The organism is Streptomyces alfalfae, assembly GCF_004127445.1.
Lineage (GTDB): Bacteria > Actinomycetota > Actinomycetes > Streptomycetales > Streptomycetaceae > Streptomyces > Streptomyces alfalfae.
On record NZ_QEXM01000012.1, the window covers coordinates 24,273 to 37,969 of the forward strand.

A 13,697-nucleotide genomic window follows, 5' to 3' on the forward strand; every position below is an offset into this window, starting at 1 on the left:
TGTTTCGTATTTGCTAGTTTTACGTCCATGACCGAGCCGATGGGACGCCGTGAGCGCAAGAAGGCGGCGACCCGCCAGAAGATCGCCGACACCGCCATGCGGCTCTTTCTCGATCGCGGGTACGACGCGGTGGGCATCCGTGACGTGGCGGCCGAGGCCGACGTCGCCGTCACCACGGTCTTCTCCCACTTCGCCTCGAAAGAGGCCCTGGTCTTCGAGCGGGACGACGACTTCGAACAGCGCCTCACGCGGGCGGTCACCGACCAGCCGCTGATCCCCGCGCTGCGCCAGGAGATCCGGGCCATGGTGCGCCACTGCACGGCGGACAGCGCCGCCCCGGTCTGGCACATGATCGACGGATCACCCGCCCTGCGGCAGTACGAGGAGTCGATGAGGCTGCGGCACGCGGAGGCCCTGGCGGCGGCCATCGCCGCCGGCCCCGGCCCGGACCGGACCACGACGGCGTGCCGGACCATCGCGCGGTTCGTCGTCGACGCCTACGCGCTGGCCCGTGAGGCGGCCGACCCGGACGCCGCGGTCGACGAGACCTTCCTGATGATCGAGGCCGCCTGGGAGGCCGCGCGCCCCGAGCGGGCCACCCTCGGCTCCGGCGCGGCATGACCCTCCCCGCGGTCACGCCGTAGCCGCGCACCGCCTCTCTCGCCCCCTGACGCGGCCGTAGCCCAACCGAGTCACATCTCCGCCCAACACTCCCCCGCCCGGTGCGTCCGCGTGGCCCGCTCGTGGCGGGCCGACGATGTTGGTGACCGGTGTGTGTGCCGGTGCGGCGCGCGGCACCGGCCAGCCACGCGAGCGAGGGAGCCCACGATGCCGGAACTGTTCGTCGACGGGGAGTGGACCAGCGCCGCCCAGGGCGCGCGGCGTGACGTGGTCAATCCGTACGACGCCTCCGTCATCCGGCAGGTCGACGACGCGGACGAGACCGACGTGGACCTCGCCGTGCAGGCCGCGCGGCGGGCCTTCGACCGCGGGGACTGGGCGTCGGCGCCCACCAGGGAGCGGGCCGACGTGCTGCACACGGTGGCGCGGCTGCTGCTGCGCGACCAGGAGGAGATGGCCCGCGTCGAGAGCCTGGACACCGGGAAGACGCTCGCCGAGGCCCGCATCGACATCGAGGACGTCTCCCACGCCTTCCGCTACTTCGCCGAGATCGCCGACAAGGACGGCGGCCGGGTCGTGGACGTCGGCCCCGACGTGCTGAGCCGTGTCACCTACCACCCCATCGGCGTCTGCGCGCTCATCGCACCCTGGAACTATCCGCTCCTCCAGGCCTCCTGGAAGGTCGCCCCCGCCCTGGCCGCGGGCAACACCTTCGTGCTGAAGCCCAGTGAGACGACCCCGCTCTCCACCCTCCACATGATGCGGCTGATCGCCGAGGCGGGGACGCCCGCCGGGGTCGCGAACCTCGTGCTCGGCCCGGGCGCCACCGTCGGCGCGGCGATGTCCGCGCACCCCGACGTCGATCTGGTCTCGTTCACCGGCGGCCTGTCCACCGGGCGGCGGATCATGGAGGCGTGCGCGCCGGGAGTGAAGAACCTCGCCCTGGAACTCGGCGGCAAGAACCCCAACGTCGTCTTCGCCGACTGCGACTTCGACGCCGCCGTCGACCACGCCCTCGAAGCGTCGTTCCTGCACTCCGGGCAGGTGTGCTCGGCCGGTTCCCGGCTGCTCGTGGAGGACTCCCTGCACGACCGGTTCGTGGAGCGGCTCTCCGCCCGCGCGCAGGCCATCCGGCTCGGCAACGGCCTCGACCCGATGACCGAGAGCGGGCCGCTCAGCTCGGCGGAGCACCGGGCGAAGGTCGAGGGCTATCTCGACATCGCCCGCGAGGAGGGCGCCCGCCTCGTGTGCGGCGGCCGGCGTCCCGACGACCCGGAACTGGCCAACGGCTTCTTCCTGCTGCCCACGATCTACGCCGACTGCGACCGCTCCATGCGCATCGTGCAGGAGGAGGTCTTCGGCCCGGTGGTCACCGTGGAGCGCTTCCGCGACGGCGACGAGGACCAGGCCGTGGAGCTGGCCAACGACACCCGGTACGGCCTGGCGGGCGGCGTCTGGACCAGCGACGCGAGCCGCGCCCAGCGCGTCGCGGCCAAGCTGCGCCACGGCACGGTCTGGATCAACGACTTCCACCCGTACGTGCCCCAGGCGGAGTGGGGCGGCTTCGGCCGCTCCGGCTTCGGCAGGGAGCTCGGGCCCACCGGCCTGCGCGAGTACCAGGAGGCCAAGCACATCTACCAGAACCTGCGCCCCGCCCCCTCCGGCTGGTTCAAGGGCTGAGCGGGCACGGCGAGAGGACGGGCGAGACATGGACGACGAGACGGCGACCACCTACGACTACGTGATCATCGGCGGCGGCACGGCCGGCTCGGTGCTCGCGGCCCGGCTCAGCGAGGACCCCGCCTGCCGGGTGTGCGTGGTGGAGGGCGGCCCCAGCGACGTCGGCGACGACCGCATCCTGAAGCTCCGCAACTGGATCAACCTGCTCGGCGGCGAGTTCGACTACGGCTACACCACCGAGGAGCAGCCGCGCGGCAACTCCCACATCCTGCACTCCCGGGCCCGGGTGCTCGGCGGCTGCTCCTCGCACAACACCCTGATCAGCTTCCTGCCGTTCCCGCAGGACCTGGAGGAGTGGGTGGCGGCCGGGTGCGAGGGCTGGGGGCCCGAGACGATCCTGCCGTACCGCTCACGGCTGCGGAACACGATCGTTCCGGTCGGCGCCGCCGACCGGAACGCCATCGCCAAGGACTTCGTCACCGCCGCGGCCTCCCGGCTCGGCGTGCCGGTCGTCGAGGACTTCAACGCCCGTCCCTTCACCGACGGCGCCGGCTTCTTCTCGCTCGCCTACGACCCCGAGACGAACAAGCGCTCCTCCGCCTCGGTCGCGTATCTGCATCCCGTGCTCGACCGCCCGAATCTGACGCTGCGTCTTCAGACCTGGGCCTATCAGCTGCTGCCGGACAGCGAGGGCCGCTTCACCCGCGTGCGGGTCCGCGACGCGCACGGCCTGGTGTCGACGCTGGAGGCCGACGCCGAGGTGCTGCTGTGCGCGGGCGCCATCGACACCCCCCGGCTGCTCATGCTCTCCGGCATCGGCCCCGCGGACCAGCTCCGCAAGCTGGGCATCGAGGTCCGCGCGGACCTGCCGGGGGTCGGCGAGAACCTGCTCGACCACCCGGAGTCGGTGATGGTGTGGGAGACCCGCGGCCCGCTGCCGCCCAACTCGGCGATGGACTCCGACGCCGGTCTCTTCCTGCGCCGCGACGCCGCGAGCGGCCCGCGCCCCGACCTGATGTTCCACTTCTACCAGGTGCCGTTCACCGTCAACACGGAGCGGCTCGGCTACCCCGTGCCCGAGCACGGCGTCTGCATGACCCCGAACGTGCCGCGCGCCCACTCCGTGGGCCGCATGTGGCTGCGTGGCGCCGACCCGACGCTCCACCCGGCCCTGGACTTCCGCTACTTCACCGACCCCGACGGGCACGACGAGCGCACAATCGTCGACGGTCTGCGCATCGCCCGCGAGGTGGCCGCCACGGCGCCGCTCGACGAGTGGCTGCTGCGGGAGGTGGCGCCCGGCCCGGAGGTGACGTCCGACGCGGATCTGTCCGAGTACGGACGCCGTGCCGCCCACACCGTCTACCACCCCGCCGGGACCTGCAAGATGGGCGCCGAGGGCGATCCGACGGCGGTCGTCGACCCGCAGCTGCGGCTGCGCGGGCACGACGGTCTGCGCATCGTGGACGCGTCCGTCTTCCCCACCATGCCGACCATCAACCCCATGGTGACCGTGCTGCTGGCCGCCGAGCGCGCGGCGGACCTCATCAGCGCCCGGCCCGGTCCCGGGGCCGCCGCCCCGGAAGGCGTGCACCGGTGACTACCGCGTCCGGCGTCCCGGAAGGCCCCGCGGACGCCGCTGCGGGGGAGGAGAAGTCGGAGTTCCGCAAGGACATGGGACCGTGGGCGAACTTCGCCCTGGGGTTCACCTACCTCTCCCCCGTGGTGAGCACGTACACCCTCTTCGGCACGGCCCTCGCCGACGGCGGCCCCCCGATGATCTGGGCCTTCGTCATGGCGGGCTGCGGGCAGTTCCTCGTGGCCCTGGTCTTCGGCGAGGTCGTGGCGCAGTACCCGGTCGCGGGCGGCGTCTACCCGTGGGCGCGGCGCCTGTGGGGCAAGCGCTGGGCGTGGATGACCGGGTGGGTCTATATGTGGGCGCTGCTCGTGACGATCACCAGCGTCGCGTACGGCGCGGGTCCCTACATCGCGATCCTGCTCGGCTTCCGGCCCACCGTGCACACCACCGTGCTGTGCACGATCGCGCTGATCGTCATCTCCGTGCTCATCAACTACGCCGGGACGAAGGCCCTTTCGTGGGCGGCGCTGATCGGCTTCGGCGCGGAGCTGCTCGGCGCGCTCGCGGTCGGCATCATCCTGCTGACCACGCACCGCTTCCACGGCCTCGGGGTGCTCTTCGACGACTTCGGCGCGTCCGGTGACAGCTCCTATCTGCCGGTCTTCCTGGGCGCGGCCATCATCGGCTTCTACCAGTACTACGGTTTCGAGGCCTGCGGGGACGTCGCCGAGGAGGTCAAGCACCCCGGCAAGGTGATCCCCAAGGCGATGCGCCGCACCATCTACGTCGGCGGGGCGGCGGCGACGTTCACCTGTCTGACGCTGCTCCTCGCGGTCGTCGACTACCGGGCGGTGATCTCGGGCAAGGACACCGACCCGGTGGTCAGGGTCCTCTTCGACGCCCTCGGCGAGGCGGGCGCGCGGACGGTGATGGCGGTCGTCCTCATCTCCTTCCTGTCCTGCACGATCAGTTTGCAGGCCGCGGCGGGACGGCTGATCTACTCCTACGCCCGCGACGAGGTGATCATCGGTCACCGGCTCCTGCGGAAGTTCTCCGAGGCACGCGCGGTGCCCCCGTACGCGCTGCTGATCGCCGCGGTGGTGCCCGCCCTGATCGCCGTCGGCTCGCTGATCTCGGCGGACGCCCTGACCTCGATCGTGTCCTTCGCGATCCTCGGTATCTACGGCGCCTTCCAGATGGTCGTCCTCGCCGCCCTGCGGGCCCGCCTCAAGGGCTGGAAGCCGAGCGGCGAGTACCGCCTGGGCCGCTGGGGCCTGGCGGTCAACATCGGAGCGCTGGCCTACGGGATCTTCGCCATCGTCAACATCTCCTGGCCCCGCAAGCCGGAGTCCCCCTGGTACGACAACTGGATCGTGCTGTTCAGCGGCGGCGTCGTGGTGGCCGCGGGGCTCGTGTACATGTTCACCACCCACCACTACGGGCGCAGCGACGCCCCCGCCGACAGCGCGGTGCCGGATTAGACCAGTGCCGAGACGTCCGGTTCGGAGCCGGTGCCGAAGCCGCCGACGACCGTCAGGCGGTCGAGGTCGACGACGGCGATCCGGTCGGAGTCGAGCAGGGACACATAGGCCAGCGCCCGGTCGGGATGGAACGACACGGCGGCCGGGATGCCGTCGAGCCGCAGGGTGCGCAGGGGCCGCAGGTCGGCGGTCGCGCACACCGTCAGGGTGTTGCCGACGATGTCCGTCACCAGGAGCCGGTCGTCGTCGAGGGTGTAGACCCGCAGCGGGTCGCCGCCCACCTTCCTGCTCCGCCGCACCTTCATGGTGCGCGCGTCGACGGCGACCAGGGCGGAACTCTTGCGGGCGCCGACGAACAGCGTCTTCTCGTCCGTGCTCAGGCAGCTGCTCTCCGGCAGTTGCCCCGGGGTCACCAGGACCGGCGGCGCGGCGGCGTCGTGCGGCCTGACGAGGCTCACCGTGTGCGACAACAGGCCGGTGACATAGGCCCGTTCACCGTCGCGGCTGAGGGCGAAGAGGTGGGTCTTCACTCCGTGTGTCGGCACCGCCCTGACCGGCGCCCGGTCGGCGGCGGGGTCGTCGAAGCCGAGCAGCACCGCCTTCTCCTCGCTGAGCGCGTACAGCCGGTCCCGGTCGTCGATGCCCATGCCGTGGATGCGGTGGAACGGGCGGGTGTCGATGGTCCGGGCCAGGGACCGCTCGGCGAGGTCGATGACGAAGACGGCCGCGCCGCCCTCGCCGACGGTGGAGGCCATGCGGACGCCATAGTGACCGACGTAGGCGAACCGCCGGCGCGAGTCGACGACCATCTCGTGCGGGTAGTCGGGCAGGCGCACCGTCTTCAGGCGCCGGCCGGAGGCGACGTCGTAGAAGCTGACCGCGTGGCCGCTCTTCTCGACCACCAGCAGCACGTCGTCCCGGGGCGCCGCGGCGGCCTCGGCCGGCGCCGTGAGCCCTGCCGTCAGCGTGCCGCCGCCCGCCGCCTTGATCACCGTACGCCGCGTCACCACGGTTTCCTGCTCCCCCCATTCCTCCACACGAATACGTCCTTGACGCCGTTCGTGTCGTCCGGCACGAAGTCCTCCTGGTCGGACCCGGCGAAGACGACGGTGCGCGCGCGGGAGTCCATGCGCGCGTCCACGGCGTCGGCGGGCCTGCCGTCCTTGTCCGGGGAGACCAGGACGTCGGTGTCGGTGCGCAGGTCGCGGATGTGTTCGGCGTCCTCGGTGGTCAGGACCGGATAGGTGTCGAGGAGGAGCTTCGTCCCGTGGGCCGACACCCCGTCCACGGTCACGACGCCCTCGGGTCCCGGCGCCTTCGCGTCCACGCGCCGGAGGACGCCGCCTCGCAGGTCGCGTACGAACAGGTCGGACCGGCCGTTGTCGTCCCCTCGTACGAGGTTGATGGCCGCTGAAGCGAAGGCGGCGACGCGGCCGTCGGCACGGATGACCGGCGAGCCGGAGGCGCCGTCCGCGGGGCCGCCGTCGACGGCGGCGCTGAGCAGTTCGGTGGCCGGCCCCCGGCCCGGCGATGGCGCGTCACCGGCCGGTGCGACGAAGGCCGCGGGCAGGGCCGCGGCCAGAAGCAGGACGGCGAGGACACCGCCACCGGCCGCCCGTACGCCTTCGCCGCTCGGACTCCTCCGTCTGGTTCTGACCATGCTTTCCCCCCGGAAGGCGTGCGCCCCGGCCGGATACCCGGGCCCCGCGGGGATGCAAGCGCACACCGGGTGGCCGGGTCAATCGGGGGAACACGTACAGGTCGATCGGAGGAACACGAACCAGCCGTTTCCCGTGTGCCCCGGCGGCCCCTCGTCGGGACCCGGGCACGTCGCCCGACCGGACCCGGAGGACCGGTATATAGGCTGCTCACGGGCGCCTACCGAAGACTCGGCACAACCCAGCCCCTCGGCCTAGGAGATACATGTCCGCCGGTGCACGCCTCGCCCGTTGGCTCGTCCCCGTCGTGCTTCTCGTCGCCTGGCTCGGCGTCGGCGGGGCGCTCGGCCCGTACGCCGGGAAACTGGGCGAGGTCGCCACCAACGACCAGGCCGCCTTCCTTCCGCGGAACGCCGAGTCGACGCGGGTCATCGACGCGCAGCGCGCCTTCGACCAGGAGGAGACGCTGCCCGCCGTCGTCGTGTGGACCGCCGGCGACGGCGAGCGGGCGCGGCGTCTGACGGCCGCGCAGCGGGACGCGGCCTCCCGGGCGCTGCGCTCGCTGGACGGCTCGCCCGGCACGGCGGGCCGCGCCTCGCCCGCCCTGGCGGCCGAGGACGGCCGCGCGCTGCGGGGCGTCGTGCAGTTGCGGCCGGATCTGGGGGACGAGCTGCCCGGCACCCTGGAGCGGATCGAGAAGGCGGCCGCGCAGGTGCCGGACGCCACCGCGCGGCTGGCGGGACCCGCGGCGACCCAGGCCGACCTGTCCGACGCCTTCGCGGGGATCGACGGCATCCTCCTGGGCGTCGCCCTGGTCACCGTCCTGCTGATCCTGCTGCTCGTCTACCGCAGCCTGCTGCTGCCGTTCGTCATCATCATCGGCGCGGTGTTCGCGCTGGGGCTGGCCTGCGCGATCGTCTACGCGCTGGCCGACCACGGCGTCGTACGCGTCGACGGGCAGGTGCAGGGCATCCTGTCGATCCTCGTCATCGGCGCGGCCACCGACTACGCACTGCTGCTCACCGCGCGCTTCCGCGAGGAACTGGCGCTCGGCGGCGACCGGGTGGCCGCCATGCGCTCCGCGCTGCGCCGCTCGACGGGACCCGTCGTCGCCAGTGGCGCGACGGTGGCTCTCGGCCTGCTCGCCCTGCTGCTCAGCGACCTGACCAACAACCGGGCGCTCGGCCCCGTCGGCGCCATCGGCATCGCCTGCGCGGTCCTGAGCGCGCTGACCTTCCTGCCCGCGGCGCTGCTCCTGCTCGGGCGGGCCGCGTACTGGCCGGCCAAGCCGCGCGCCACGCGGGACGGCGCGGCCGGGCACGGCCTGTGGCGCAGGGTGGCCGAGGTCGTGGACCGGGCGCCGCGCAAGGTCTGGGCGTGGACGCTCGCCGCGCTGTGCGTGTGCGCCGCCTTCGCCCCGACGCTGGACTCCAAGGGCGTCCCGCTGGACGAGATCTTCGTCAACGACGCGCCCTCCGTGGCGGCGCAGCAGACCCTGGGCGAGCACTTCCCCGGCGGCTCCGGCAACCCCGCCGTCGTGATCGCCGACGCCGCGCGGCTCGACGAGGTCACCTCCGCGGTGCGGCGGACCGAGGGCGTGGCCGAGGCCTCGGCGGTGACCGCGTCCGGCCGCCCCGGAGCGGGTGAACCCCTCGTGGTCGACGGCCGCGTACGCCTCGACGTCACGCTGAAGGACCCCACCGACAGTGACGCCGCCAAGGAGACCGTGGTGCGGCTGCGCGACGCGGTGCACGCGGTGGACGGCGCCGACGGCCTCGTCGGCGGCTACACCGCCCAGCAGCACGACACCCAGCGGACGGCGGAGCACGACCGCACGCTGATCATGCCGGTCGTCCTGGCGATCATCCTGGTGATCCTGGTCGGCCTGCTGCGCTCACTGCTGATGCCCCTGCTCCTGGTCGCGACGGTCGCCCTCAACTTCGTCGCCACCCTCGGCGTGTCCTCGCTGGTCTTCCAGCACGTGTTCGGCTTCAGCGGCACCGACGCCTCCGTGCCGCTCTACGGCTTCGTCTTCCTCGTGGCACTCGGCGTGGACTACAACATCTTCCTGATGTCCCGGGTGCGCGAGGAAGCCGTGCGGCACGGCACGCGCGAGGGCGTCCTGCGCGGTCTGACGGCGACCGGCGGCGTGATCACCTCGGCCGGTGTCGTCCTGGCCGCGACGTTCGCCGCGCTGGGCGTCATCCCCCTGGCGTTCCTCCTCCAGATCGCCTTCATCGTCGCCTTCGGCGTCCTCCTCGACACCCTGGTCGTACGGTCGCTCCTCGTGCCCGCGCTGGTCCGCGACATCGGCGACACCGCGTGGTGGCCGGGCCGGCCCGGCGGCGGGGCGACCCGAGAGGGTCACTGAAACCCTCCGCCGCGCACGGGCCCTGACCGAGCATCACGGGCGGACCTGGCCGTCTTCGCGGGGCCGGCCGATGGAGTGCGGTCAGATCTCGATGAGCCGCAGGGTCTCCATCCGGTCCCAGCCGCGGGCGGCCACCCGTTCCCGCAGCCCGAGCGCGGTGGGCGCGCGCACCAGCAGGCACTGCGGCGGCCGGAGGTTGTTCGCGAGCGCGACGAGGATCTCCAGCGCACTGTTGGCGAGGTAGTGCACACCGGTCAGGTCCACGGTGATCTCCTGCGTGTGCAGGCTCTGTTCGGCGAGGGCGATGGCCAGCGGCCCCTTGTGGGTGCCGATGACCTCGCCGAAGAGGCAGACGCCCGGCGTGGTGCTGGAAGGAGTGATGAGAAGCAGCTCGTCGGCGAAATAGCCGCGCATGACAACCCCGGGTGCAGTGCACCGATGAAGGGATGCGGCGACGGGGAACGAGCACCCGAAGAAAGGTCCCGGACTCGGTGCCAAGGAGCGGGCGCAGAGTCCCGCTGGACGCAGCCGCTGGCGGAGAGAGCCCAACTCCGGGCCCGAGAGATCGCCGGAACTCCACCGCCGCGCTGACGACTGCGGGGATTCCACGGACTTCTCCACAAGCTACCGCAACGGCGCCGGCACGGTGGAACTACGTGAGCCATTCACTCAGGCGGCTGACGTCATGCCTTCCGGAACCCACGAGGCCGAGGTGACGTCTACCGGGGCACAAGATCACCGCCCGTCGGTGGACCCCGGAGGAGTTCGGCATGACAGGCACGGCCACCCGCCATCTCTACCTCGTACGGCACGGCGAGGCGACGGCCGACGAGAGCGGGCTGACCGAGGCGGGACGGCAGCAGGCCACACTGCTCGGCCGACGCCTGCGGGACGTGCCGCTCGCCGCCGTCCACCACGGCCCGCTGGCACGGGCGCGGCAGACCGCGCGCCTGATCGGCGACCAGCTCGACGGCGTCCCGCTGCACGTCTCGGAACTGGCGGACGACTTCGTCCCCCACGTGCCCGAGCGGGACGAACTCCCGCCGGAGTCGGCGGACCTCTTCCTCCGCTTCCTCGCAGGCTCCGGCGCCGACGAACGCGGTCCGGACCTGGCCCGGCGGGCGCTGGCGGAGTTCACCGGTCCGGTGGCGGGCGACGAGGACCGGCACGAACTGGTCGTGACGCACAACTTCCTGATCGCCTGGCTCGTACGGGACGCGTTGTACGCGCCGAAGTGGCGCTGGCTCGGGATCAACCACGCCAACGCGGCGCTGACCGTCATCCGGTACCCGGTCGACCGTCCCGCCTCCGTCGTGGTCTCCAACGACATGCGCCACCTGCCCGCCGAACTGCGCTGGACCGGCTTCCCGTCCGAGGCGCACGTCTGAACCGGACGCGGGGCCGACGCGGGCCCCGCGTTGACAGAGATCTGTCGACATGTTGCTATAGGTCGCCACTCGGCCGGGTCTGTGCCGCACGCGCGTCGCACGGGCACCGGAACCACAGCCACATGACCGGGGTGGCGCCCCCGAACCAGAGCGAGGACTCATGCCGCAGCGCGCCGCGACCATCGTCGGCGGCGGGATCGGCGGCCTCGCGACCGCCGTCGCCCTGCACCGAAGAGGCTGGCGCGTCGAAGTACGGGAACGCGCCCCGCGGTTCACCGAGGTCGGCGCCGGCATCTCGCTCTGGCCGAACGCGCTGCGCGCCCTGGACGCGCTCGGCCTGGCCGAGACGGTGCTGTCCCTCGGAGCCGTCGAGCACGGGGGTGGCGTACGCGACCGCCGGGGCCGCTGGCTCTCCCGCACGGACAACGCGGAGCTGGAACGGCGCTTCGGTCATCCGCTGACGGTCCTGCACCGCGCGGACCTGCTCCGGGCGCTCGCCGACGCGCTGCCCGCCGACAGCCTGCGGTCCGGCAGCGAGGTCACCTCGGTCCGCGAGGAGAAGGCCCGACCGGACGAGGACCACGGCTGCCTCGTGGTCGAGCACGGACAACAGGGGCAGGGGCGAGGCGAGTCGCTGCCCGATCTCGTGGTCGGCGCCGACGGGCTGCGCAGCGCGGTCCGGCGGGCCCTGTGGCCCGACGCGCCGGAGCCCCGCTACGCCGGTTACACCGCCTGGCGCATGGTCACCGATCCCCTGCCCGAACCGCCCGCCGAGGGCGCGGCGACCTGGGGGCGCGGGGAGAGGTTCGGATACACGGCGTTGCCGGGCGGCCGGATGTACTGCTTCGCGACCGCGACACTCCCGGCGGGGACGGCCTTCGACACCACCGAGCACGCCGAACTGCTGCGCCGCTTCGGCTCCTGGCCCGCGCCGATCCCCCGCCTCCTCGCGGCCGTGCCCGAGGACGCGGTGCTCCGCCACGACCTGTACGCGTTGCCACCCCTGCCCTCCTTCGTCCGGGGCCGGGCCGCGCTGCTCGGCGACGCCGCGCACGCCATGACCCCGAACCTCGGCCAGGGCGCGTGCCAGGCGCTGGAGGACGCGGTGACGCTGGCCCACTGCCTGGACGGCGCCGCCGACGTGGCCGCCGCACTCCGCTCGTACGACCGGCAGCGACGCCCGCGCACCCGGATGGTCACCCGCCGCTCGGCCCGCCTCGGCACGCTCGGCCAGTTGGCGTGGCCGCCCGCGGTGTTCGCGCGTGACCTCGCCGCCCGGCTGACGCCCGCTCGGGCGACGGTGCGGTCCATGGCCCCCGTGCTCGGCTGGACCGCGCCCGGCGGCCGGGTCACCTCGGCGCAGAGCGGGGGCCGCTGATGCCGGACTGGACGTATCACCCGCTGCGGGGCGCCGCCGCCGCCCTCCTCGGCCGACGCCGCTCACAGCTCACCGCGCTGCGGGTCCTCGCCTCGATCGGAGCCCGCCCCGCGGGCGCGCGGCTGATCGCCCGCGGCTTCGGCCACCGGCATCCGCCGCGGCGTCTCGCGGGCGACGTGGCCGGGGTGCCCGTGGCGGTACGCCTCGGAATATCCGTGCCGCCCTCGCTGGCCCACGAGACGGTGCGCGCCATGCCGCCGCTGGGGGCCGGTGTCGTGGAGGTGGGCCCGGTCGGGGCGGCCGACGTGGACAGGGTGCGGGAGGCGGCCACGGGCCGTTCGATACCGGTGGTGGTCCGCGACTGCGACCCGTCACTCGAAGCGGCCCTCGCCCCGCATGTCGACGGGTTCACTCGCGGCGACGATCCGCGCGTGCTCCGGGTGTCCGACGCGTCGGTCACCGCCGCCGCCACGGCGCTCGGCGAACCGGGCGCCGTCGTCCTCGCCCGTCCCGAGGTGCTCGTGGCGTCCGGGCCCGGCTGGTTCGCCCGCGTCACCGAGGCGGCCACCCCCACCGCGCCCGCCCCGGCCCTGCGGGACGTCGGCCGGTCGCCCCGCCGCTGGCCCGCCTGGTGGTGGGCGCTGCTCGTCGGCCTCGGGATGACCGGCGCGGGGCTCGGCGCCGCCGCGATCACGCTCGGTCCCGTACTGCTCTGGTACGACCGCGACTACCTGGGCATGACGGTGCATGAGCTGCACGGCGTCAACCACCATCTGGTGCACTTCCTCCAGCACGACCGGATCACCATGGCCGGCACGATGGTGTCGATCGGCGCCCTCTACACGGGCCTCGCGGTGGGTGGCATCAGACACGGCCGGCCCTGGGCCCGGGAGGTGTACCTGGTCTCGGGGGCGATCGGCTTCCCCACCCTCTTCTACTTCCTTTCCACCGGCTTCGTGGAGCCCCTGCACACGGCCACCACCGTCGTGCTCTTCCCGATGTTCCTGGCGGCGGTCCTGCGCCGCGCGCACGCCGTGCCGCGCTGGCGGCCGGTCCCCGAGGGGCCCGAGCCGGAGCGCCGACGGGCCCTGGTCGGGCAGTTGCTGCTGATCGTCACGGGAGCGGGGCTGTTCGTCGGCGGGGCGGTGATCTCGGTGGTCGGCCTCACGAGTGTCTTCGTACCGACGGACCTGACGTTCCTCGGCACGGACGCGCGGGCGCTGGACGCGGTGAACCCCAGGATCGTCCCGTTCCTCGCGCACGACCGCGCGGGGTTCGGCGGCGCCCTGATGTCCGCCGCGGTGGCCATCGTCCTGGTCAGCGCGTGGGGTTGGCGGCGCGGCGAGGCCTGGGTGTTCTGGAGCCTGGCCGTGGCGGCGGCGGCGGGCTTCCTGCCGGCCGTGGCGGTGCACGGCACGATCCACTACACCGACTTCATCCACCTGGCCCCCGTCTACTTCGGCATCGTCCTGACCGCCACGGGACTCCTGCTGGCACGGCCCTACTTGTGCGCGAAGGCGCCCGCGGGTCCGTGACCGGCC

11 protein-coding genes are annotated in these 13,697 nt (G+C 73.0%); 8 read left to right on the top strand and 3 right to left on the bottom strand.

The features are described from left to right. Nucleotides 1-27 precede the first annotated feature (27 nt). From DCW30_RS02965 to DCW30_RS02980, 4 genes are all read left to right on the top strand, one after another. Complete coding sequence (locus DCW30_RS02965; RefSeq protein ID WP_076682270.1) at nt 28-621, top strand: TetR/AcrR family transcriptional regulator; 594 nt, start codon at nt 28-30, stop codon at nt 619-621. A gap of 207 nt (nt 622-828) precedes the next feature. Further along, nucleotides 829-2,301, top strand: a complete 1,473-nt coding sequence (locus DCW30_RS02970) for an aldehyde dehydrogenase family protein (RefSeq protein ID WP_076682272.1) — start codon at nt 829-831, stop codon at nt 2,299-2,301. 28 nt (nt 2,302-2,329) lie between these two features. Continuing rightward, nucleotides 2,330-3,901: a GMC family oxidoreductase gene (locus tag DCW30_RS02975; protein WP_076682274.1), complete on the top strand. Its 1,572-nt coding sequence runs from the start codon at nt 2,330-2,332 to the stop codon at nt 3,899-3,901. Beyond that, a complete protein-coding gene (locus DCW30_RS02980) occupies nt 3,898-5,361 on the top strand; it encodes an APC family permease (protein ID WP_241743504.1) in 1,464 nt (487 codons plus the stop codon). Before DCW30_RS02975 ends, DCW30_RS02980 begins: the two co-directional genes overlap by 4 nt. Here the strand turns inward: DCW30_RS02980 and DCW30_RS02985 are convergent. Together DCW30_RS02985 and DCW30_RS02990 are read right to left on the bottom strand one after the other, a co-directional pair. Beyond that, a complete protein-coding gene (locus DCW30_RS02985; RefSeq protein WP_237283298.1) occupies nt 5,358-6,398 on the bottom strand; it encodes a YncE family protein in 1,041 nt (346 codons plus the stop codon). The two genes, DCW30_RS02980 and DCW30_RS02985, sit on opposite strands and share 4 nt — an antisense overlap. Beyond that, the gene (locus DCW30_RS02990) at nt 6,365-7,021 is read right to left on the bottom strand and encodes a hypothetical protein (protein WP_076682278.1); all 657 of its coding nucleotides are present in this window, start codon (nt 7,019-7,021) and stop codon (nt 6,365-6,367) included. Before DCW30_RS02990 ends, DCW30_RS02985 begins: the two co-directional genes overlap by 34 nt. A 263-nt stretch (nt 7,022-7,284) precedes the next feature. Here DCW30_RS02990 and DCW30_RS02995 point away from each other — a divergent pair, with 263 nt between their 5' ends. Further along, complete coding sequence (locus DCW30_RS02995) at nt 7,285-9,390, top strand: MMPL family transporter (RefSeq protein ID WP_076682280.1); 2,106 nt, start codon at nt 7,285-7,287, stop codon at nt 9,388-9,390. A gap of 81 nt (nt 9,391-9,471) precedes the next feature. Here DCW30_RS02995 and DCW30_RS03000 read toward each other — a convergent pair whose 3' ends face one another. Then, nucleotides 9,472-9,804, bottom strand: coding sequence for a hypothetical protein (locus DCW30_RS03000; RefSeq protein ID WP_076682282.1), 333 nt, complete (start codon nt 9,802-9,804; stop codon nt 9,472-9,474). A gap of 356 nt (nt 9,805-10,160) precedes the next feature. On the opposite strand from DCW30_RS03000, the gene DCW30_RS03005 reads away from it, so the two are divergent. The 3 genes from DCW30_RS03005 (at nt 10,161) to DCW30_RS03015 (ending at nt 13,691) form a co-directional block, all read left to right on the top strand. Next, nucleotides 10,161-10,778 (top strand): histidine phosphatase family protein, encoded by a 618-nt coding sequence (locus DCW30_RS03005; RefSeq protein ID WP_076682284.1) that lies wholly within the window; start codon nt 10,161-10,163, stop codon nt 10,776-10,778. A gap of 160 nt (nt 10,779-10,938) precedes the next feature. Further along, complete coding sequence (locus DCW30_RS03010) at nt 10,939-12,156, top strand: FAD-dependent monooxygenase (protein WP_076682286.1); 1,218 nt, start codon at nt 10,939-10,941, stop codon at nt 12,154-12,156. Beyond that, nucleotides 12,156-13,691 (top strand): hypothetical protein, encoded by a 1,536-nt coding sequence (locus tag DCW30_RS03015; protein ID WP_076682288.1) that lies wholly within the window; start codon nt 12,156-12,158, stop codon nt 13,689-13,691. Before DCW30_RS03010 ends, DCW30_RS03015 begins: the two co-directional genes overlap by 1 nt. The last annotated feature ends 6 nt before the right edge of the window (nt 13,692-13,697 follow it).

Coding starts and splice junctions, on each gene's coding strand:
- DCW30_RS02965 (WP_076682270.1), top strand. CDS start 28: ATGACCGAGCCGATGGGACGCCGTGAGCGCAAGAAGGCGGCGACCCGC.
- DCW30_RS02970 (WP_076682272.1), top strand. CDS start 829: ATGCCGGAACTGTTCGTCGACGGGGAGTGGACCAGCGCCGCCCAGGGC.
- DCW30_RS02975 (WP_076682274.1), top strand. CDS start 2,330: ATGGACGACGAGACGGCGACCACCTACGACTACGTGATCATCGGCGGC.
- DCW30_RS02990 (WP_076682278.1), bottom strand. CDS start 7,021: ATGGTCAGAACCAGACGGAGGAGTCCGAGCGGCGAAGGCGTACGGGCG.
- DCW30_RS02995 (WP_076682280.1), top strand. CDS start 7,285: ATGTCCGCCGGTGCACGCCTCGCCCGTTGGCTCGTCCCCGTCGTGCTT.
- DCW30_RS03000 (WP_076682282.1), bottom strand. CDS start 9,804: ATGCGCGGCTATTTCGCCGACGAGCTGCTTCTCATCACTCCTTCCAGC.
- DCW30_RS03005 (WP_076682284.1), top strand. CDS start 10,161: ATGACAGGCACGGCCACCCGCCATCTCTACCTCGTACGGCACGGCGAG.
- DCW30_RS03010 (WP_076682286.1), top strand. CDS start 10,939: ATGCCGCAGCGCGCCGCGACCATCGTCGGCGGCGGGATCGGCGGCCTC.
- DCW30_RS03015 (WP_076682288.1), top strand. CDS start 12,156: ATGCCGGACTGGACGTATCACCCGCTGCGGGGCGCCGCCGCCGCCCTC.